The organism is Rhodococcus sp. 05-2255-1e (assembly GCF_002259025.1).
In the GTDB taxonomy this organism is placed as follows: Bacteria; Actinomycetota; Actinomycetes; order Mycobacteriales; family Mycobacteriaceae; genus Rhodococcoides; species Rhodococcoides fascians.
In genome coordinates this window covers 24,664-45,763 of record NZ_NOZE01000048.1, presented here as the reverse complement: position 1 = coordinate 45,763, position 21,100 = coordinate 24,664, and the positions used below count along the sequence as shown (strand labels likewise).

The window sequence follows — 21,100 nt, the reverse complement described above, 5'->3', positions numbered from 1 at the left end:
GATAAGTAGCGTCGAAGACATCATCAAGTCGCCGACCTTGCAGGTCGCAATGGTTCATTCGACATGTCGACTTGAGATACAGAAATGATGGGGAGAACCGAAGAAGGAGACTGTGATGATCTCGGCAGATCAATATGCGCGCGATAGCTATGAACGTGAGTTGAAAGCTCACTGGGACGCTAAAACAACCGATGACATCAATCTCCTACTGGGCGCTGATGATGATCTTTACCACCATCACTACGCGATTGGCGATTTCGACCGCTCTATTCTGGATTCCGTAGGTGAGGAGCGAGAGAACGCGATTTTGCGAGAGTTGCATCGAATGGAGAATGATCAAGTCGGACTGATCCTCGACGCCCTCGGTCCTTTGCCGCCCAACTCTCGCGGCATGGATGCCGGGTCAGGTCGCGGGGGAACATCTTTTCGTCTCGCTGGAGCGACGGAGAGCCGAATCGACGGCGTCAATTTTTGCGAACATCACGTCGCGTTCGCCGAGCAGATCGCACGCAAACGCGGTTGGGATAGCCGCGTTCAATTCCACCTCGGGAACATGCTGCAGGCACCATTTCCTGATCACACTTTCGATTTCGTGGTCTCAAACGAGACGACGATGTACGCCGACGCGTACGAAGCAATGGCCGAGTTCTCCCGCCTACTGCGACGGGGCGGTCGCTACGTAATGACCACCTGGTGCCGCAACGACGCAGTCGACCCACGCTCGGACGCGACAAGGCAGATCGATGAACATTACGTATGCCGAATGCACCGCCGAAGCACTTACTTCAAGGCCTTCGCGGCAAACGGCCTGATTCCGTACCGCGTGGCTCAGTACACACACGAAGCTATGCCGTACTGGGAGCTACGCAACAACAGCAAACTCCGCACCGGCGTTGAGGATGCGTTCCTCAGCGGCTACAGCGACGGTTCACTGAACTACCTAGTGATTGCGGCCGAACGCATCTGAGACATCCACCCGGAAACCACAAACTTGAAGGAGCCTGAAATGCCGAACCTCGACGTGGCAGTCCTCGGCCAGCATGACGTACAGCAGCGCCGCTACTGGGATGCCAAAAAATCCGACGATATCAACCTGCTGCTGGGCACTGAAGACGGCTTGTACCACCACCACTACGGAATCGGTGACTACGATCACTCTGTACTCGCTGCACCTGCGGAGCTGCGGGAGTCACTGATCCTGCGCGAACTTCACCGGATGGAGTCGCTGGAAATCAACCTTATCGTCGATGCATTAGGGGAGGTCTCACCGAGCTCTCGTGTCATGGACGCGGGATCGGGGCGAGGCGGAACGACCTTCACAATCGCTGATCGATTCGGCTGCCGGGTAGACGGGGTGAACTACTGCGCTCACCATGTCGAGTTCGCAGAGAAGTTGGCCCGTGAACGCGGGAGCTCGGACCGTGTGCAATTCCACTTCGCAAACATGGTTCAGGCCCCCTTCGAGGACAACACCTTCGATTACATCGTCTCCAACGAAACCACGATGTGTGTCGACCTAGGGGAGGCGTTCACCGAGTTCGCCCGGTTGCTGCGCCCCGGCGGCCGCTATGTCGCAGTCACCTGGTGCCGCAACGACGTAGTTGCTGAGCGTTCCGAGGCATCACGGTTGATCGACGAAGAATATCAGTGCGCTATGCACACCCGCAGTACTTATTTCCAAACTCTGGCAGCAAATGGTCTGGTGCCGTATCACGTTCAGCGATACACCGACGAAGCCATCCCGTACTGGGACCTGCGCAACCAGGCAGCGTTGCGCACAGGTGTCGAGGAACCATTCCTCCAGGGCTTCCGCGAACGCAGCATCGACTACTTGGTTATCGCGTGCGAGCGTCTGTAGCGGTGGCCTGAGATATCCGAGTTATCCACGCGCCAGCGATCCTCGGCATCGGCGCGCCACTTCGTCCTTCTACAAACAATCGAAGGGATTCCGGTATGGCCGGAACGGCTGATTTACCTTTAGAAATGCGACGCAACGGCCTGAACCCGACCGAAGAGCTCGCCCAGGTCCGTGACCGCGACGGTGTTATCCCAGTAGGAGAACTCTACGGGGCCCCGGCTTTTCTCGTCTGCCGTTACGAAGACGTCCGGCGAATCTTCGCAGACTCAAACCGGTTCAGCAACGCCCACACGCCAATGTTCGCAATACCCAGCGGCGGCGATGTGATTGAAGATGAACTAGCCGCCATGCGCGCCGGTAACCTCATCGGACTCGATCCCCCCGACCACACCCGCTTGCGTCATATCCTTGCTGCGGAGTTCTCAGTGCACCGGCTCAGTCGCCTGCAGCCGCGCATCGCAGAGATAGTGGACAGTGCATTGGATGGTCTCGAGCAAGCCGGGCAACCCGCCGACCTTATGGACCGTTACGCGCTACCAGTCTCTTTGCTCGTACTGTGTGAGCTGTTGGGAGTGCCCTATGCCGATCGCGACGAATTGCGAGATCGAACAGCACGCCTCCTGGATCTGTCGGCATCTGCAGAACAACGAGCGGTTGCCCAGCGAGAAGACCGTCGATACATGGCCACCCTGGTTACCCGTGCGCAGGAACAACCCGGTGACGACTTGTTGGGAATTCTGGCGCGCAAGATTGGCGACAACCTCAGCACCGACGAACTTATCAGCATCATCAGTCTGATCATGCTCGGTGGACACGAGACCACAGCAAGCATGATCGGCCTCAGTGTACTGGCCCTTTTGCATCACCCGGAACAAGCCGCCATGATGATCGAGGACCCGAACTGCGTCAATTCCGGAATTGAGGAATTATTGCGGTGGTTGTCGGTCGCCCATTCGCAGCCACCGCGCATGGCAGTAACCGAGGTGCAAATCGCCGGGGTGACCATTCCGGCAGGATCTTTCGTCATCCCGTCCCTATTGGCCGCTAATCGCGACAGCAATCTGACGGACAGACCCGACGACCTCGATATCACCAGGGGAGTAGCCGGTCACCTCGCCTTCGGGCATGGCGTCCATTTCTGTCTTGGGCATTCACTCGCTCGGATGACCCTGCGCACGGCCGTGCCGGCGGTACTGAGGCGCTTTCCCGACCTAGCCCTCTCACCCTCGCACGACGTTCGGCTCCGCTCCGCCAGCATTGTTCTCGGCCTCGAAGAACTACAGCTGACGTGGTGAGAAGCGAGCGGTCATGAAAGTCGTCGTGAACGAGCGGAGGTGTTTCGGCTCCGGTCAGTGCGTGCTCGTCGCGCCCGAGGTCTTCGAGCAGAGTAACGACGGCACAGTCACATTGCTCGTGGACAAACCTTCCCCAGACAACCATTCGCTGGTACGCGCGGCTGCACGTTCCTGCCCAGCTACTGCTATCCGCTTCGAAGAGAATGCGATGCGACAAGAGCCAACCGAATTCAGCTATGACGATCTGCCTGCTCTGATCTCCCGTATGCGGGGAGACGAAAGGCACTCGTTCTCATCCTCATCGACGATGGACGTGCTGTGGGTACTCTACGACGAAATCCTCAACGTATCCCCCGAGAGCCCCGACGACGACGACAGGGACCGCTTCTTGCTGTCCAAAGGTCACGGCCCGATGGCCTACTACGCGGTACTTGCGGCCAAAGGGTTCCTCCGACCAGAGCTCCTCGATACCTGGGCGACAAAGAACTCACCACTCGGCTTCGCGCCGGATCGAACCAAAATCTCGGGTGTAGAAATGTCGGGTGGCTCGCTCGGCCATGGCTTGCCGCTCGCAGTGGGCGTCGCGATGGGACTCCGTATACAAAATCGTCACGCACCGAGAGTCTTCGTGCTCATCGGCGATGGAGAGTTCGATGAGGGCAGCAACCACGAGGCGATGGCTTTTGCAGGACGCGCGCGCTTGAACCAACTGACGGTCATCGTCCTGGACAACGGCACGGCAAGTATGGGTTGGCCGCATGGAATCGATAAACGGTTCGACGGTGAGGGTTGGGACACAATCAACATCAACGGTGCTGACCATGAGGAGATCGCTGCGGCACTGAATCGAGATCACAACGACAGACCGCTCGCGGTGGTCGCCACCGTGACTCGGCAATCGGCCCGTTCGTCCATTCAGCAGAGATGAATCGCCATGAATTCCGCAGACACGCAAGAACCAAAGTCCTTCAACCACACTGACATGTGGACCGCATTCGGAACGACCATGTCTGGTGCATTGGAAACAGACCCCCGCGCCGTAGTTGTGCTGGCCGACATCGGAGCCCACCTCTTCAAAGCGGCCGCGATCGCAGATCCCAACCGCGTGATCAACGTAGGGATCAGGGAACAGCTGATGATGGGGGTAGCCGGCGGGCTCGCCATGTGTGGCATGCGACCCGTGGTACACACAGTCGCCGCCTTTCTCGTCGAGCGGCCTCTTGAACAAATAAAGCTGAACTTCGCCCAGCAAGATGTCGGCGCAGTCCTGGTCAGTTGGGGAGCCTCCTACGACTTGTCGGAGTTCGCCTTCTCCCATTTCACCCCGGGCGATATCACCGTCATCGATTCGATGCCCAACTGGACAGTTCACGTGCCAGGCCATCCACAGGAGGCCGCCGATCTTCTCCTCGAATCGCTACCAGGCGATGGACGGGTCTACCTACGGCTGTCGAGTCAGGTCAACCGTTACCCCCATGCGGTCCGAGGGACATCGTTCACACCTATCAAGTACGGCACCCGCGGAGTCGTCCTCGCAGTCGGGCCCTGTTTAGATGCGGTGCTGTCGGCAACCTCCATGCTCGACGTAACCATCCTCTACGCGGCGACGATTCGCCCCTTCGACGCCACGGGCCTGTGTGCCGCGGTGCAAGCCGTGAACCGTCCGAACGTCGTGTTGGTCGAGCCCTATCTGGCAGGCACCTCGGCGCACCAAGTCTCGTCCAGTCTCGTCAGCCATCCCCATCGGCTGCTCTCCCTGGGCGTTCGACGTGAGATGGAAGATCGCCACTACGGAACCCCCGACGACCACGACCACATTCACGGACTTGACGCCCGTTCCCTGAGTAATTCGATCAATTCCTTCCTCGGCTGAGCACGACCCGCGAGAGAAAGGAATCGGGATGAAGGAATCAACCATGGCACAGACGCAAGCAAGGTTTGATCGGGTGCGATGGGAACCCGGCGTATACGCAATCGTCGGTGCCACCGGAATTGGAAAGAGCGCCGAAGCGAGCAAGTTGGCATTGAGTCACTCGGCTCCGATTGTTGTTGCCGACCGTATCCAGTGTTACTCCGATCTCCTGGTCACCAGTGGTCGAGCGTTCGACGCGAAAGTGGAAGGGCTCAACCGCGTTTGGCTCGACAACCGGACCATACATCAGGGCAACTTCGATCCGGACGAGGCCTTTGACCGGCTGATAAAAGTACTGACCTCGTACGTTGATCGCGGCGAAGCGGTGGTAATGGAGGGCGGTTCGATATCGCTCATTCTTCGATTCGCGCAAACGATATCCAACCTACCGTTCCCAGCTGTCGTGAATGTTATGCCTATTCCTGATAGGCAACACTACTTTGCCCAGCAGTGCGCAAGGGCACGACAAATGTTACGGGGAGATTCAACGGGCAGGAATTTACTCACCGAACTGGCGGAAGCGTGGGTTCTAGGCGATCAGCACAACTTCATAGCCTCGGTTGCGGGTCTGGACTGTGTACTCGACTGGTGCGCCACGCATTCCGTAACACCAGAGGAGTTGGCCAACCGAGACCTCACCACGGAGGTGCTCGACGAACTGGCGGCATCAATGGGTGGCCGGTATGTCGAGCACGGCGTCCTTCAGCAGGAAATATTTTTAAGAACCTTCGGTGCCCCAGGTGTGACCGCCAGATGAGCGGGATCTGGCACACCGACGACGTGCACCTGACATCCGCCGGGGCTGATTTCGGAAACTGCATCCATGCGAAACCGTCCGTCGTTGTCGTGCCACGGACCGTGGCCGACGTGCAGGAAGCCCTGCGCTACACCGCGGCGCGGAACCTATCGCTCGCGGTGCGCGGATCCGGACACTCGACTTACGGGCAATGCCAGGCAGATGGCGGAGTCGTGCTGGACATGAAAAGGTTCAACACCGTCCACGACGTTCGATCGGGGCAGGCCACGATCGATGCGGGTGTGCGATGGAGCGACGTGGTCGCTGCCACGCTCAGCCGCCAGCAAACCCCTCCGGTACTCACCGACTATCTCGGGACCACCGTCGGCGGAACGCTTTCGGTCGGCGGCTTCGGGGGATCGAGTCACGGCTTTGGCTTGCAAACCGACAACGTGGACTCTCTTGCTGTAGTTACCGGATCGGGAGATTTTCGGGAATGCTCCGCCGTATCGAACAGTGAACTTTTCGACGCCGTGCGCGGCGGCCTCGGTCAATTCGGCGTAATCGTCAACGCGACAATCCGTCTGACCGCTGCTCACGAGTCGGTTCGACAGTACAAATTGCAGTATTCCAACCTCGGCGTATTCCTTGGCGACCAACTCCGCGCCATGTCCAACAGACTATTCGACCATGTACAAGGACGAATTCGTGTCGATGCCGACGGCCACTTACGTTATCGACTGGACCTAGCCAAGTACTTCACCCCACCACGAAGGCCAGACGACGATGCGCTGTTGTCATCGCTCCAATACGATTCGTGCGCCGAATACAACTCGGACGTAGATTATGGTGACTTTATCAACCGTATGGCGGATCAGGAGCTTGATCTTCGGCACACAGGTGAGTGGTTCTATCCACATCCATGGGCCAGCCTGCTGATCCCGGCAGACAAGATCGAGCAGTTCATCGAAACTACCAGCTCCTCATTGACGGATGACCTAGGAAACTCCGGGCTGATCATGGTTTACCCGATTCCAACAACACCGATCACCGCACCGTTCATTCCGATTCCTCACTGCGACACATTCTTCATGTTGGCCGTACTTCGAACAGCATCCCCAGGGGCCGAAGCCCGAATGATTGCCAGCAACCGCCTGCTCTATGAACAGGCTCGGGATGTAGGCGGGGTGGCCTACGCAGTCAATGCTGTCCCCATGTCACCGGGAGATTGGTGTACGCACTTCGGTTCGCGATGGCAGGCCATCGCACGGGCTAAGCGTCGCTTCGACCCATACAGGATCCTCGCCCCTGGATACAGAATGTCATTCGACTGATGAACCTTCGACCAATGCCCGCGACTACGGTCTCGGCACAGGCCCGCCCGACCCCCAAGAGCGTCACGGTCTTCTGCGGAGCTATGCCAGGGCGCGGGACCAAATATGGACAGCTCGCAGAGGGGATGGGGCGTGCGATTGCTAGATCGAAGCTGCGCCTCGTTTATGGTGGCGCCCGAGTCGGCCTCATGGGCACCCTCGCGAACGCGGCCTTGGACTCCGGCGGAACCGTCGTTGGCGTGATCCCTGAGAGCTTCACTGCGATACCCGAGGCTGCGCATCATGGACTGACAGAACTACACGTCGTCCATGACATGCACCAACGCAAAGCTCTCATGGCCGAACTCGGTGACGCATTCATTGCCCTCCCCGGCGGTGTCGGAACCGCAGAAGAGTTCTTCGAGGTCCTTACGTGGTCACACCTGGGGCTTCACAATAAACCCTGTGTACTGCTGAACGACAACGAGTATTACCGCCCCTTGCTCTCCTACATCGAGCACGCTGCCGTCGAAGGATTTATCACCCCCGCAACCCGGTCTCGCGTAATCGTCTGCAAAGACATCGAGGGGGCTATCGCGGCCATTCGCTCACCCTAATTAGTGGGACTTCTGCCTGGCCGGTAGATCTGCTCCGTCCTCGGTGCATTCTATATCGCTCACGTTCCACCCAGTTCGTCCGTATACGAAATTTGGAGGCACGTCGATGTCTGTACGAAAATTTCACCTAGGCTGGTTTGTCGGTTTCTTTGCTAACGATTTCACCGGCGACTTCTCGCCGCCTGAAGAGCCATGGGATGGCCGATTCTATGTCGAGATGGCGAAGTCGCTAGAGCGCGCAGGATTCGACTACATGATGTTCGAGGACACGGTGTCGGTACCCGATGCATACGGGCGATCCTTCGATGCGTACCTGAAACACGCCCTGTGGGTGCCGAAACACGACCCAGTGCCGTTGGCGTCGGTGATCGCGGCCGCGACCGACCGCATAGGCGTAATCGCTACGATGTCGACGGCCTTCTATCCCCCATACATGCTGGCACGCACTGTCTCTACGGTCGACCACATCGCTGGTGGGCGCTTTGGATGGAACATCGTCACCACCGGTCAAGATCAGGCCGCGCGCAACTTCGGCATGGATCGTCTGCTGCCGCACGACAAGCGCTACGAGGTAGCACATGAGTACGTCGACCTTGTCCGAGATCTATGGAATTCCTGGGATCGAGACAACATCGTCCGTGACCGCGAGTCAGGGACTTATGTTGCGCCCGGCACTGTTCGGGCAGTGAACCACACTGGGGAGCATTTCCGTTCGGCGGGTCCGCTCAACACGGTGCACCCACCCAATGGGCAACCAGTTTTCGTCCAAGCTGGCGGATCCCCCAAGGGCCGCGACTTCGCCGCGAAGTACGCCGACTCGATTGTTGCCAACGTCAACACCGTGGAGACGATGCGGGAGTTTCGTGACGATGTCCGTAACCGGGCGCAGGCACACGGTCGAGACCCTGACGACATCAAGGTTCTCTTCATCGCGATGCCAGTACTCGGTGCCACTATGGATGAGGCTCAGGCCGCGAATAAACGGAGAATGACCAGCGACCGGGCCATCGAAAACATTCTTTTGCAACTGTCTTTCGTCACCGACATCGACTTCTCTCAGTTTCCGCTCGACGAAGTACCTCCGCAAGACTTGACAACCAATGGCGAGCAGTCATCACTGGAGAGCTTCCTGCAGCACGGTAGCGGTAAAACTCTGCGCGAGCTGACCATTGATTACCTCGCTCCGTCTATCGAACTGGTGGGGACGCCTGATCACGTAGCGGAGCGCATGGGGGAGATCGTCGACGAGGTAGGCGGTGACGGATTCTTGATTTATACCGGGTCGAACTCGCTCACCCGCCGATTCATCGCTGAGATTACCGACGGCCTCGTGCCAGCTTTACAACGAATTGGGCGAACGCGGGTGGGATATTCGTCGGTGTATCTACGTGACAACCTTCGTGAGTTCTAGTTTTGGTGCTCGTTCGCGCCATCTCCCGAGGCCATCCCATGATCAGAAACGCTCCTGGTGGTGCCGGGCTCGTGATCATCGAGCTGCACGTCCCCTATCGAACAGCAATTTAAGTGACAGGAATTTGTGGTGACTGTGGATTACTCTATTCGGGGGCTCGCTCCCAGTGAGGCGCTCTACGTCGACTTGGGAGTTTTCATCGGGTATTCGGTGCGGGCTCGCGGCGATTTGAACATATCGGGGCTCTCGGCGGCATTTGCGACATTGCGACGCTCGTATCCTGTGTTGGCTGCGCACGTGGAGACGATCGATGGAGACCATATGATCGTCAAACCATCCGGTCCGCTGCCCGGCCTCAGCGTGCACACAGGGGATCCCGGTCAGCCGCTGAGCGGGGTGAACCTCAGTGCGGGCCGCGCCCTTTCCGGGCTACACGTCGTCGGCGATTCCGCCTGCGCGAGTGTGACTTTACTAACCCACCACTGCATAGCCGACGGTCGCCATTCTGTAGATTTGCTCAGCGATCTGTGGTCTTTCTACACCGACATTGTGGAAGGAAAGACCCCTGACGCGGTTGTTCATGGCTATCCCGAGTCGCTGGAAAAGCTGTTCTCCGAGAGAGGAATCGACACACCCGATGTCGGCAATGACGAACCATTAGAGTCGGCATTAAACAGGCCGCCGACGGCTGGCTATACCGAGCCACATCGTGCGATGACCCAACTGCGTTGTCGTTTGAGCAGGCGAGTCACGACCGGGCTCATCGACTTCGGACGTCACCATGGAGTTACGGTAAACGGCCTAGTATCTGCCGCTATCATGCGGACCGAGTCAGATCTGAGAAGTGTTCGGCTCGCCGACATCGCCTACCATTTTATTGTGGACCTCAGGCCTCACGTCACACCTGCAGTGGATTCCACCGCGGGAACAAATATTGTCGGCTTCCCCGTCTATCGGGCTACGGCCGAGTCCGTAGAAATCGTGGATCTGGCTCGCAGTTTAAATGAGGAATTGCACATCGATCTCGCCGCCGGCCACCTCCAAAGTGAAGCCCTGACAGCCGCGAAGATGGCAGTGCTGTTGCCTGAACCCAACGAGGTTCGTTGCACCAATGGAGGCACGGTTCCACCATTGCGATCGCCCGCAGGACTCAAACTCGAGGACTGCCGGCCCGCGCCAGCTGGGTTTTCCTTTCCTGTTTACATCGTCCATGGGTATGGCGGTCGACTGAACATCGAGTTTGCTTTGCCGCACGGAGCTTCCCGCTACGACATCGGCCGAGGCCGGGAACGGATCAGAACGCTCGAATCCCACCTTCGTTCCGTGGCGTGATTGACCAGGCACCGGTTCCGTGAGGCCGCGCCACGCAAGGTCAGCGGATCAACCGTTATTCAGACAGTCCCGGTCTCGCAGACGAGGCTCAGCGAAATTCCGCAACGCTTCGGAGATGCGTGGGGCGTTGAGATCGGTGATCGTGGCGAGGTAGACGTTGGCGCGGTGTCCGCGGTGAGCGAGGACGGACAGGAGTTGGAGACTGCGGTTGCAGGTGAGGCGGAGGGTGTCTACGACGCCTTCGAGGGAGTCGATGACGAGGTATGCGGGGGTGAAGTCGTGGGTTGTGGCTTGACCGTTGTCGATCAGAGTTTTGCGTTGGGTTGTGAATCGCCAAACGGAATCCATGATGTCGACAGGGTCCGGGTCGGTGTCCGCGGTGGTCGAGAACGTGGGGGTTCTGGACGGGCCAGTGATCATCCATACGTGCGGAGAGTGGCCGCTGAGGGTGTCGGCGAGGGTGTGTGCGAGGTGCGTCGACGCCGCGGGATCGGCGTTCAGGAGGAGATGACCGTCGCGCTGGGGGTGCCACGTTTTGGTACCCCCAGCGTCGTGCACGTCGATGCGGACAGCGATGTCGGTGTCGGGGTCGTCCAGCTCTGTCAGCATCGTGACGGTTCCTTGTGTTCGAGTAGGGAGGTGGGTCGGCTACGAAGCAATCTGTGCCGTGGGGTTGGTGATGCGGGTGCGGAAGAGGTTGGTGAGCTCGTCCGCTCCGGTTCGACCGTTGTCGGCCATCGGTTCGTTCGCGTAGGAGTTGTGCGAATCGGTGGCGAGCGAGGTGGCGTAGTTGAGCACCTCGTCGAGCACGCGGCCTGGGGTGAGATTATCGGCCAGCCGGTTCAAAAGGGGGAACTCGTCGAGGGGGAGTGCGCGGAGGGTCTTGCGGACCGCGTTGTTGACCTGGCCCACGAGTTTGCCGAGATCGGCCGGTAGAGCCACATAGTTCTGGGCCGCGGCGTTGGTGGAGATCCGCGCTGCGGTGGTGCCGATCGCGATGTACTCGTTGATAGGCAGCTTGGACACCACGGTCCCGATCATCGAACTGAATTGGCTCGCGAAGCTGATGACTTGGGGTGTGAGGGTCGCCAGCAGTGCCGGAACGGCGAACATGTCACCGCGGTGGATTGCATCGGTGAGCTGCGAGACGGTGGTGGCCATCGGGGCGATGTCTGCCCCGGGGATGGTCATTTCTGCGACCTTTGCGCTCAGTGTTGAGACGTTGCCGGCGAGGTCGAGTGCGAGCTGCGGCACGGTGAGCATGTTGCCTGTGGTCACTGCGGTGTTCAGTTTGCCGAGCGTGTCGGTCAGGGGTTGGCCGTCGAGACCGAGAAGCGTGGTGACGACTCCGGCGACCGAAGACGCGGGATCGGTGGCGTCGATCTTCGATCCGAGTTGCCCGATGAACTGTGTGGCGATGGCGTCGTCGGGGGTGTTGCAGTACGTGTCGTCGGGATCGCACACGCTGGCGGTGACGTTGTTGAGAGCTCCGAATCCCTTGGGTCGCGCACCGACGAAGCCGTTGCCGGTGGTCTTGGTTCCGAGTTGAACGCCGGCGGTCGGGCTCTGGCCGGGGTCGGCCATCAGGCCCACGGCAAAGATGCGATCGGCGCTCACCGGGCCCTCGCCGTTTCCGATCTTGCTGGCTAGATCTCCCGCGGCGTCGGCCCCTTGGGAGAAGCCGGTCAGCCCGAACTTGGTGCTCGGGCATTCGGCTGCCTTCTCGGAGATGTGTTGCGATGCGCGATCGATCGCTTCCTTCTTACTGGTTCCGTAGGTCTGGGCCTTGTCGTTCACGATCGTCGCGACGTAGGGAACTGTGTATGTCTGCAGTTCCTGGGATGAGAACTCGGAGTCGAGTGGGTCCACGACGTTGCGGAGCATTCCGACCGGCACATTCGGATCGGCCTGCTCGTTGGTTTCCGTGGTGCCGGGTATGGCCACCAAGATGTTGTCCGGGCATGCCGGAGCACCGGCTTGCGGATCGGCAATGGCGGAGGGAATGACGACGATGCTGGCAGCGACGGCGAGCCCGACTGCGCTGACAACGATCCTCTTGCGTGTACGAGATGCGGTCATGATGTGCGTCCTTTGTAGGTGAGAGCGGGGTTGGTGCAGGTGGACTTCAGCTCGCCAAGGCGGACTCATGGTGTGATCGGGTGTAGAAGAACGTCCGCTTTCCCGGCGAGGGAGTGTTGCCGGTGCGTGCTGCTACTCCGTCGCGGACTCGCGCGACAGCGCGGCTCAAGCGCTGTCGAAGGGCTGCCGGTGAGCAGTTCTCCTCGACGGCGAGCGATGCGAGATCGGCACCTTCGGTGACGAGATATGCACGGATCAGAAGTGAGTGCTCGTCGGCAGTGATGGTCTTGGACTGCACTGCCCATGCAAGAACCGAATGCAATTCCCGTGCCGATACCTCCCCCGGATTGCTGGTCGTGCGGTCATCGGATCCGTCGGCAACCCGGTGGAGCTGGTCGGGTTCGGCCGGCGTTTCCACCGCAGATTCGCAGGTCTTGGTGATCAGACCCAGCGTCCGAAGCGAGAGTGCCCCGGCAATCCCAGTGCCGCCGGGACGGTGCGAAGCGATCACCTCGTAGAACGCGGCGATGGTACGCGAGGCACGTTCTTCGCGGCTGTGATCGGTTCCGTCCAGCCGCGCGTAGCGATGGATTCGGACCAGCTTGGGGAGCATCAACCGGACCAAAACTGTGCCGGCGAGGGCGCTGCCTGCACTGTGCTCGGTGAGCAGAAGGGACAGGGTGGCGTCACTGTCCTGAGCGGCAAGCTCAGCGATGTCGGCCACGGAGCGAGCGGACGACCATGCGGGGTGTCGATCGGCCCACGTGCGGACTTCGCGGCCTGCGAGAGCGTCGACACAGAGATTGGTCCACTCGGCGTTGATCGTCGTAAACAGCGATGTGCTGTATCCGAGTGGGGTGGAGGAATGCGAGGAAGGCTGCGGCGAGGTCACTGGGGCGCTCCTGATAGAGGCAACTGAAGTTCGATCGCCTCTGACACAAACAGCGCCTTATATCCGCTGAGCTGCGGATTCTTACTCGAAAAGGCGGAGCTGTTATACCCGCCGGGTCCGGCGGAACCAGAAAACGGCAGCGCCCCGCGTTCGACATAGACCGCTGTGACCTGCGGTTACACGGCGACGGTGATAACAGCCCGACGAATCGCAGCGGGGCGGTGAAAAAAAGTTCGAGAAATTTCCGGTCGCCTCTGTCACAGACCCGCCCGCGAAGGGATCTACCTGTTCTCAGAAGCCCGTACACGGCGGGCTACCGACAGGAGGACCCCGGATGGACGACCACGATCCGTCGGCCGCATTGCTCTCGGACACCGCTCGCGTGCACTCGGTGTCCGAAGAGATCCGCGGCCTCGCGGCGCAACTCGGCGACAATCCGCTCAGCGCAGAGATCGCCAGCCGCGTCCGCGAGGTCGTGCTCGGTGAGCCGGCCGAGCAGGCGCGGGCAGCGCTCGAACGGATGATGGCGACCCGGGGTCGAGGCGCTCTGCGATTGGTCGACGAGGGCTTCGTACCCGCCACGGTCGAGCCGTCTCGGCACGAGGAGATCTCATGAAGATCCATCTCCGTAAGAAGGGCTCGAACAAGCCGACAGAAGCTGCGCCGGCCACCGAGCTTCATCAGTGGGCCGGCAAGCAAGCGGTCGCGACCAAGGCGATGAAGTGGGGTCTGTTCGCGGCGATCGGCTCCGGAGTGGTGGCACTGGTTCTCGTCTTGGCCGGCGTCGGGTCCACGACGCCGATCCAGAGCAAGGCAAACCCTCAGACGGTCATCGACACAGCCCGCGAAGCAGCAGCGACCGACCTCGCGCAGGACTTCGTGTTGACGTGGTTGCAATCCAAGCGAGGAGACGAGAAAGCCCTCGCGCGCTTCGTCCGCACCGACGGCATGTCGCTTCCGGCTCAGGCGAGCTATACCGCGTCCGAACCTCGAATCGCGAGCGTGAAAGCAATCGACCCGCCGGCGCGAAATCAGGGTCCCACAGGATCGACATCGCAAGGAGGACCGCTACAGGCGGCCGGCCAGAACTACGCGATCGTTGTGTCGGTCTCGGTGGTTCCGATCGGGGCAGACCCGGCGACGAAGCCGGAACGTCGATACTTCTCGGTCCCTGTCGTGTTCGTGGGAGACGACGCGCGGGCTGCAGCAGTCCCTGCTGCTGTGGCGGCCCCGGCAACCGGCGGTGACCTCACACTCGGCTACCGATTCCGAGTCGGCCTCGATCACTCGCTCACCCAGTCGATCAGCCAGTTCCTCTCGGCAATGGTTGCCGGTGCCGGAGAAATTTCTCGCTACACCTCACCCGGCACACCGATCCGTGCCGTCACCCCCGCGCCGTACACCAGTGTCCAGATCACCGACCTCGTCTCGGACACCGACTTCTCGGCGGGTGCGTCCGGATCCCCGGCAGATGGTGCGACGGTACGGGTGCTCGCCACCGCGACCGTCACAGCCACGGACCGAGCGCAGACCTCGACCGTGCAATACCCGCTGACAGCGATCGCCCGGGGTGGCCGGTGGGAAGTATCCGCGCTCGACCCGATGCCGTTGCTCGCGAACTCGACCGGACTCAGCGCAGCAACCCCAACCATTGCGGTGCCGACCTCGACTGGTGCCAGCACTACCTCCTCCGTTCCCGCAGCGCCCGTTCAACCGAACTGACGCTCTGCTCCCCCTATCCGAAAGGTACGAACAATGACCATTACCTCGATCCTGGCCGATCCGTCGTCGACCGTCGTCGCCGAAGGAATCATCGAATGGGCCAACAACAAAGGTGCGGAGGTGCAGGGCCTCATCCGCACTCTCGTGGGCGTCGGCGTCGCCGGGTTCATCGCCGCGATTGCTTTCAAAAGTCACTTCGCCATTGCCAAAACACTGGTGGCGATCGTGGTCGGCGGGGCACTGATCTGGGTGATGTGGAACATCACCGCCGTCAAAGACAGTGTCGGCGACGAGCTTCCCGGCTCCGCCTCGCCACAAAGCAGCGAGGTCGTCGTGGTGCCCGATCCGATCGCGGCGTTCATCTGACACTGCTCGGCCAACTCACGAACACCTCGATTCAACGACCCCCGCAGGAGTGTGACCGACCATGACCGAACAGCAGGCCTCCTCGCGGAGCGTGGTCAAGATGTTCACCAAAGCGCGCAATTTTCCGCAGCTGATCGGCAAAGCGCCAGACGGCCGAAAGATCCCCGGTGGCCCCTACACCCTGACCCAGTTCGTCGGCGCGGGTATTGCAGGCGGACTGCTGTGGCTGACCCAGTCGCTGTGGGCGCAGGGCAGTGTCATCACCAACGGTGTCATCTTCCTCGGTGTCACCGGCGGCACCCTGTGGGCGTTGGGGAGGCTGCCGCAGGGAGCACGGAATCCGATCTCAGTAGTCCGGGGTGTCGGGCGCGCGGCTACCGGGGCGATGTCACCGTCGAGGATCAATGGCGAGCCGATCCGGATCAAACGCCCTCACGCGGTACTGGGGTCGGTGATCATCCTCGACACCCCGCCAAGCCACGACGCTGCTATCAGTGAACCAGCAGTCATCAGAGCATCCAGCGATCGAGTAGAGAACGCCGCGGCACCGGTGGAGCTCGACGACAACGCAGCGCCGGCCGCACCAGCATTCAGACCTCTGACCCAACCGCGGCCGGAGCGAAAGATCGCACCAGCGCCAGCCCGGCCGCGATCGGACGGCGAACGCCAGCGCTCGCAGAGTCCAGCCCTGGCCGAAGCGTTCGGCGTCGCCAACCTGGCACCGGCGAGCAGCGTTCAGCAGCTGCTTGCCATGGCTGCAGCGGCCCCCACCCCGACCCGAGAGAAGGCGTAATGCAACAACCGAACCGGCTCGTCACCTCGAACTTGCGCTGGACCCGCTCCGGAGTCGTCTGGGCGGACTACGTCCTGACCGGAATCCCGTACGGGTACCGGCCGATCGAAGACCGACAGACCGCGCGGGCGATGCACAAGATGTTGCTGCGCGCTCTTCCTGGCGAATCTCTCCTGCTCAGTGTCGCGGTCAGTCTGGACCCAATGACCATCGTCGAGCGCATGGAACGGGGTGTCGATCTCGATCTCCATCCCGCGTGGGCAGACGAATGCGACGCCACGATCGACCGCCTGGAGGAGATCCGACCCGGCCAGCGAATCTACTGGCTGTCCATCCCCCTGGCCAACCACGGCTTCGGTGACACCGTCAAGGCCGCAACGTCCGCCGCATGGTCCTCGGTGGCCGATCTGCTGGGGATGCCGCCCTCGTCGATTCCCGTCGAGGAGAGAGAACGCCGCGCAGCTCAGGCCGCGCAGATCGCCGCGGCCATCCCTGCCTTCTACGATGCGACCCCCGCAACCCCCTCCCAGATGGTGTGGCTGCACCAACATGCTCTGCAGCGCGGCCTCGGCCTCGATACCGACATGCCCACCGCTCTAGATCATCCGGCAGGCACTGCTCGAGGATCCTTCACTGCCGCGCGGCTCGACGAAGGGGCTCAAAGCGATCGCCCCGAATCGGGCTGGCGGGCCAAGGCGCCGACCTTGTCGCGTGTGCTCAAAGTCGACCAGCCGTGGGAGGTAACGCCACCGCCGGCCAGCTATCAGTGCTTCCTGGTGCTCGCCGCCACTCCTTCGGGCGGCACGCTGTTTCCAGGCTCGGAGTACCTGACCCTCGCGGACAACCTGGGCGGCGTCGATGTCGACTGGGCAATTCGGTTCAAGAACTCCGCTGCATCGGAGGTTCTGAAGAAGAACCGCCGCGCCTTGGTGCAGATGAACGATCAATACACCCAGCGAGAAGACGAATTGAGCACCGGCAGCGTCCTCGACGACGCTGCCGTCGCCCTCGCGGAATACAACGCGCTTCTGGAGGCGGACGCAATGGAGATGGAAGTGCAATCCACCACCGTCTTCTGTGTCGCCGCCGCGGACGAAGAGACGGCCATCGCATATCAGCGCGAGCTGGCGAAGGAGTTCGAGGGTTCGACCTACAGGTTGCAGTCACCGATCGGATTCCAGGAGGAGCTGTTCTGGGCAATGACACCCGGCGTGCCGACGCCGGCGATCTGCAACGAGTTCGCGCAGATCACCACATCCGAACATTTCGCCGCGTACGTACCGGTCACCCGCAACGATCTCGGCGACGGAGACGGCCCGCTGATCGCACTCAACATTTCCTCGGCCCGCACTGGCGTCGTGCACCACGACATCGCCAAGAAAGCGTCACGTGACGTTTCGGGTTCGGTGGGAGTGTGTGGCAACTTGGGATCAGGCAAGTCCGGCTACTTGAAAACAACCGGTAACCAGGTCGTCGACCGCGGCGGCCAAGTCATCGTGGTCGACCGGACCCCTCTGGGCGAATACGCACTGTGGGCCGAAGCGATCACCGACGCGGTGGTCGTCGATACCGCAGCACCGGACGTCACGATGGACCCTCTTCGGCTGTTCTCGCCCGCACGAGGAGGGGAAGTTGCGGTGTCTATTCTGTTGCCGCTGTTGCAACTTCAGCCCGACGACCGTTTGGGGGTACTGCTGTCTCAAGTGCTCGAGCCGGAATACCGCGCTCGCTTCGGCAATTTCACTACCCCAGGCCTGGTTTCGCACCTCGAGAAGGACTGCACCCTCGACGGAGCTGCCGAGCTTGCCGGAAAGTTGAAGGTCTACGCGACCAAATCCTATGCAGCAGCGCTGTTTCGGCCGGACCTAGAGCCGTTCAATCCACGCGCAGGAGCCATCGTCTTCCGCACTCACACACTGGAATTGCCCTCGGAGCGAGAAGTGGAGAACGAGCATCTGTTCAAGCAGATGTCGCTCCAGAAGCGGGTAGGGCGAATGATGTACACCCTCATCGCGCAGATCGCCCGCGGCATTTGCTTCGCGGACCCCAACACCCTCGCGGTCTTCCTGCTCGACGAATGCCATCACCTGACGCGCTCGAGCGAAGGTGTCGAGATCATCATCGACTTCATTCGAGACGGCCGCAAACACGACGCCGCGGTGATGCTCGGATCGCACGACCCCGAAGCAGACTTCGGCTCCGAGACGCTGCGAGGGCTCATCCCCACCCGGCTCGTGTTCCGGCAGACGGATCGACGACTAGCGCAAAAATCGTTGAAGTGGCTCGGCGTCGGGGAAGACGATCTCGGACTGCTCAAAGAGCTGATGGAGAACACATCGCCCGTCGAAGGCAAAGACGGATACGTCGCACCGCATCGCCGCGGAGAGGGCTACATGCGCGATCCCGCCGGCAACGTCGGCCGCATCAAGGTCTTACTTCCGGCATCGGAAGCGAGATACCAAGCGGCGAGTACGACTCCGAAAGAATCGACTACCGAGCGCGCTGCGGAGTTGGCGACATGGTGATGTCGAAACGAGTTGTGCGCCGGCCAGGTTCGATTGGCGGCGGCGTCAAGATGGTTCTCGAGCTCGTGCTGTGGTCGTGGATCCCGCGGTCGTGGTGCAGTGTTCTCGCTCGCTTCCTCGGCCCTGTCTTCAAGTGGGTAGTGGCATCTCGAATCCGCCGCGCGATCGTCACAGGTGTCGCTGTCTGGCACATGATCGGTCTGCTGGCGATCGCCCTGGCGTCACCGGCTCATGCCGACCCGGGTGAAACCCTGCCCACCAACAGCACATTCAGCTGGATGGAAGTCCGTGACTCTCACGGAATTCTGGTCTGGGACTACTTCATGTCCATCGACGAAGGCTCGGTCGGGCACCCGATGTACACCGTGTTCTCCACCTTCATCATGCTCGAGTACGAGGTGTACCGCGGGGTGACCGGCTTCGCGATTTGGTTCGTCACCTACGCCTTGCGGTTCGAGTGGCTCGAATTGTTGACTGCGCCGTTCCGTTCGATCGGCGATGCCATGCAAACGGTCACCGATCAGTTCCAGCTCACGGGCCTTCTTCTCACCGCTGCTGCAGGCATCGGAGCGTGGTGGGTCATTCGCGGACGGTGGACGACGGGAGTGTACGAACTCCTGATGGCAGCAGCGATCGCCGCTGCGGCAGTGGGGATCCTGTCCAATCCAGTCGAACGGGTCGCAGGACAAGACGGCCTGATCATGCAGGCGCGCGACGCCGGCGTGCAGCTTGCGGCAGGCCTGGCCAACAAGGGAGACACGACGTCGAGTTCCGACGAACTCATCGACCAGATCTCGGAACAGATGGCCGACACGTTCATCAGGCAACCCACCCAACTGCTGAACTTCGGCCGAGTCATCGACGGCTCGCCCGACGGAGAACGTTGCACTCAAGCCTGGGACGCCGGCCACGAAAAAGCAGACGGCAACACACGAGACACCCTCAAAGACAACATCAAAGGCTGCGGCGGCGAAGGCGCAAAACAGATGAAGGACTTCGCCGATCACCCCGGACCGGGACAGGTCGGGTCCGGGGTCGCGATGCTACTGGCCGGTGTCATCCTGCTCGGATTCGCCACAATTCTGGCGTTCACCCTCATCCTCGCGGTACTCACCGCCCTCGCATCGGCCGTCAAGGGAATTGTGGTGACCGTCGTTGGAATTCTGCCCGGATCCGGCCGCGGAGCATTGTGGAAAACCCTCGCCGCGGTGCTGATGTCGATGGTCATCGTTATCTTCGCGGTGGTGTTCCTCGTCGGATACATGATCGTGATCGGACAGTTGTTCAGAGGAGACGGCGACTCTCCGCTGATGATGAAATTCATCCTGACCGACATCGTTCTGATCGCGGGCATCATTCTCTACCGCCGCGCAGTGAAAGGACTACGCAAAGCTTCCGACGCCCTCGCACGCAAGCTCGGAAGCAGACCAGGAGCCGCGCCCACCGCGATATCGACCAAGACACCGACCAGCCCCCTCGCCCAAGCTGCCTACGCCGGACAAGTGGCCCGCCAGGCCTATCAAGGTGGAAAGGGACTGGCCAAGACAGCCAGCCATGCAACGGCCCGAACCGCCAAGGCGAGTAAAGCTCTCGTCGACGGGACGGCAGCCGCCAGCAGCGCAGCCACACTTGGAACTGCTGCCGTGGTCTACTCGGCCGGGAAGATTGCAACCGCGGGCGTCAAGAAGGTCGTCGGTCGACGGAGCGACGCCAAAGCTACCCAGGCGGCCACCGACACCACCAATGCTTCCGAAACCCACCCCAGCCTTCGCAAACCGATCAACATCGACCTTCCCCCGACGCAGTCGGTCGTCGGCTCCGGTCACTCCCACACTCCGGTCTCCAGCCCCGTCGGAGACCGATCGGCGGTCCGCTCTCACGGCGACAAGACAACGAACGCACCCGGTATCAAGCGGCCGGTGGCCACCGCTCCCGCACTGTCGACTCCAGGAAACCGAGAAGTTCGGGCCAGCCGCGCCACGGTGACCGGCCCTGGAGGCGGACGATTCCGTGAGTACTCCACCGATGAGGGCTCGCCGCTTCTGCTTCCCGACCGGTCCACGCGGCCGTCGAGTGCTCCGCGTCGTGCCCGACCGACCGTCCAACCAGGTGCCACCACGAATCCGACGGAAATCCTCCATCGAGCTGCGTCAGGCGCACGGCGATGACCTTGGTGGCCCCGCCTGAGACAGCGGTGTCGCCGAACTCGAAAGCGCCACGTCGATGGTGGAAACTCGCCCTGGCGGTCG

19 protein-coding genes are annotated in these 21,100 nt (G+C 61.0%); 16 read left to right on the top strand and 3 right to left on the bottom strand.

Annotated elements, in window-relative coordinates:
- Nucleotides 1-115 precede the first annotated feature (115 nt).
- From CH262_RS26530 to CH262_RS26485, 10 genes are all read left to right on the top strand, one after another.
- The gene (locus tag CH262_RS26530) at nucleotides 116-967 is read left to right on the top strand and encodes an SAM-dependent methyltransferase (RefSeq protein ID WP_015586129.1); all 852 of its coding nucleotides are present in this window, start codon (nucleotides 116-118) and stop codon (nucleotides 965-967) included.
- Between the two features lie 39 nt (nucleotides 968-1,006).
- Complete coding sequence (locus CH262_RS26525; protein WP_032365004.1) at nucleotides 1,007-1,858, top strand: SAM-dependent methyltransferase; 852 nt, start codon at nucleotides 1,007-1,009, stop codon at nucleotides 1,856-1,858.
- Between the two features lie 95 nt (nucleotides 1,859-1,953).
- Nucleotides 1,954-3,153 (top strand): cytochrome P450, encoded by a 1,200-nt coding sequence (locus CH262_RS26520; protein ID WP_015586131.1) that lies wholly within the window; start codon nucleotides 1,954-1,956, stop codon nucleotides 3,151-3,153.
- A 13-nt stretch (nucleotides 3,154-3,166) separates the two neighbouring features.
- Nucleotides 3,167-4,081: a 4Fe-4S domain-containing protein gene (locus tag CH262_RS26515; protein WP_080730063.1), complete on the top strand. Its 915-nt coding sequence runs from the start codon at nucleotides 3,167-3,169 to the stop codon at nucleotides 4,079-4,081.
- Nucleotides 4,082-4,087: 6 nt separating this feature from the next.
- On the top strand, nucleotides 4,088-5,026 hold the full coding sequence (locus CH262_RS26510; RefSeq protein ID WP_015586133.1) for a transketolase family protein: 939 nt from the start codon (nucleotides 4,088-4,090) through the stop codon (nucleotides 5,024-5,026).
- 28 nt (nucleotides 5,027-5,054) lie between these two features.
- Nucleotides 5,055-5,822, top strand: a complete 768-nt coding sequence (fas4, locus tag CH262_RS26505) for an adenylate dimethylallyltransferase Fas4 (RefSeq protein WP_015586134.1) — start codon at nucleotides 5,055-5,057, stop codon at nucleotides 5,820-5,822.
- Nucleotides 5,819-7,135: an FAD-binding protein gene (locus CH262_RS26500; RefSeq protein WP_032365005.1), complete on the top strand. Its 1,317-nt coding sequence runs from the start codon at nucleotides 5,819-5,821 to the stop codon at nucleotides 7,133-7,135. Before fas4 ends, CH262_RS26500 begins: the two co-directional genes overlap by 4 nt.
- Nucleotides 7,135-7,731 (top strand): TIGR00730 family Rossman fold protein, encoded by a 597-nt coding sequence (locus tag CH262_RS26495; RefSeq protein WP_015586136.1) that lies wholly within the window; start codon nucleotides 7,135-7,137, stop codon nucleotides 7,729-7,731. Before CH262_RS26500 ends, CH262_RS26495 begins: the two co-directional genes overlap by 1 nt.
- A gap of 106 nt (nucleotides 7,732-7,837) precedes the next feature.
- A complete protein-coding gene (locus tag CH262_RS26490) occupies nucleotides 7,838-9,142 on the top strand; it encodes an NtaA/DmoA family FMN-dependent monooxygenase (protein ID WP_015586137.1) in 1,305 nt (434 codons plus the stop codon).
- 129 nt (nucleotides 9,143-9,271) lie between these two features.
- Complete coding sequence (locus tag CH262_RS26485) at nucleotides 9,272-10,474, top strand: phthiocerol/phthiodiolone dimycocerosyl transferase family protein (RefSeq protein WP_032365006.1); 1,203 nt, start codon at nucleotides 9,272-9,274, stop codon at nucleotides 10,472-10,474.
- Between the two features lie 48 nt (nucleotides 10,475-10,522).
- On the opposite strand, the gene CH262_RS26480 is transcribed toward CH262_RS26485, so the two are convergent.
- The 3 genes from CH262_RS26480 to CH262_RS26470 are packed head-to-tail and all read right to left on the bottom strand — an operon-like array spanning nucleotide 10,523 to nucleotide 13,445.
- The gene (locus CH262_RS26480; RefSeq protein ID WP_015586139.1) at nucleotides 10,523-11,083 is read right to left on the bottom strand and encodes a hypothetical protein; all 561 of its coding nucleotides are present in this window, start codon (nucleotides 11,081-11,083) and stop codon (nucleotides 10,523-10,525) included.
- A gap of 39 nt (nucleotides 11,084-11,122) precedes the next feature.
- Nucleotides 11,123-12,553: a cutinase family protein gene (locus CH262_RS26475; protein ID WP_015586140.1), complete on the bottom strand. Its 1,431-nt coding sequence runs from the start codon at nucleotides 12,551-12,553 to the stop codon at nucleotides 11,123-11,125.
- Nucleotides 12,554-12,599: 46 nt separating this feature from the next.
- Nucleotides 12,600-13,445: a hypothetical protein gene (locus CH262_RS26470; protein WP_015586141.1), complete on the bottom strand. Its 846-nt coding sequence runs from the start codon at nucleotides 13,443-13,445 to the stop codon at nucleotides 12,600-12,602.
- 334 nt (nucleotides 13,446-13,779) lie between these two features.
- Between CH262_RS26470 and CH262_RS26465 the strand changes: the two genes are divergently transcribed.
- The 6 genes from CH262_RS26465 to CH262_RS26440 all read left to right on the top strand — a co-directional run bounded on the left by CH262_RS26465 (nucleotide 13,780) and on the right by CH262_RS26440 (nucleotide 21,019).
- Nucleotides 13,780-14,061 (top strand): hypothetical protein, encoded by a 282-nt coding sequence (locus tag CH262_RS26465; protein ID WP_015586142.1) that lies wholly within the window; start codon nucleotides 13,780-13,782, stop codon nucleotides 14,059-14,061.
- Nucleotides 14,058-15,167, top strand: coding sequence for a conjugal transfer protein (locus CH262_RS26460; RefSeq protein WP_015586143.1), 1,110 nt, complete (start codon nucleotides 14,058-14,060; stop codon nucleotides 15,165-15,167). The genes CH262_RS26465 and CH262_RS26460 overlap by 4 nt, the downstream gene beginning before the upstream one ends.
- Before the next feature lie 33 nt (nucleotides 15,168-15,200).
- Entirely contained in the window at nucleotides 15,201-15,533 is a 333-nt protein-coding gene (locus CH262_RS26455) for a hypothetical protein (protein ID WP_015586144.1), read from the top strand.
- Nucleotides 15,534-15,594: 61 nt separating this feature from the next.
- Entirely contained in the window at nucleotides 15,595-16,326 is a 732-nt protein-coding gene (locus CH262_RS26450) for a hypothetical protein (RefSeq protein ID WP_015586145.1), read from the top strand.
- A complete protein-coding gene (locus CH262_RS26445) occupies nucleotides 16,326-18,851 on the top strand; it encodes an ATP-binding protein (RefSeq protein ID WP_015586146.1) in 2,526 nt (841 codons plus the stop codon). The genes CH262_RS26450 and CH262_RS26445 overlap by 1 nt, the downstream gene beginning before the upstream one ends.
- Nucleotides 18,845-21,019: a hypothetical protein gene (locus CH262_RS26440; protein WP_052049377.1), complete on the top strand. Its 2,175-nt coding sequence runs from the start codon at nucleotides 18,845-18,847 to the stop codon at nucleotides 21,017-21,019. Before CH262_RS26445 ends, CH262_RS26440 begins: the two co-directional genes overlap by 7 nt.
- Nucleotides 21,020-21,100: the final 81 nt, after the last annotated feature.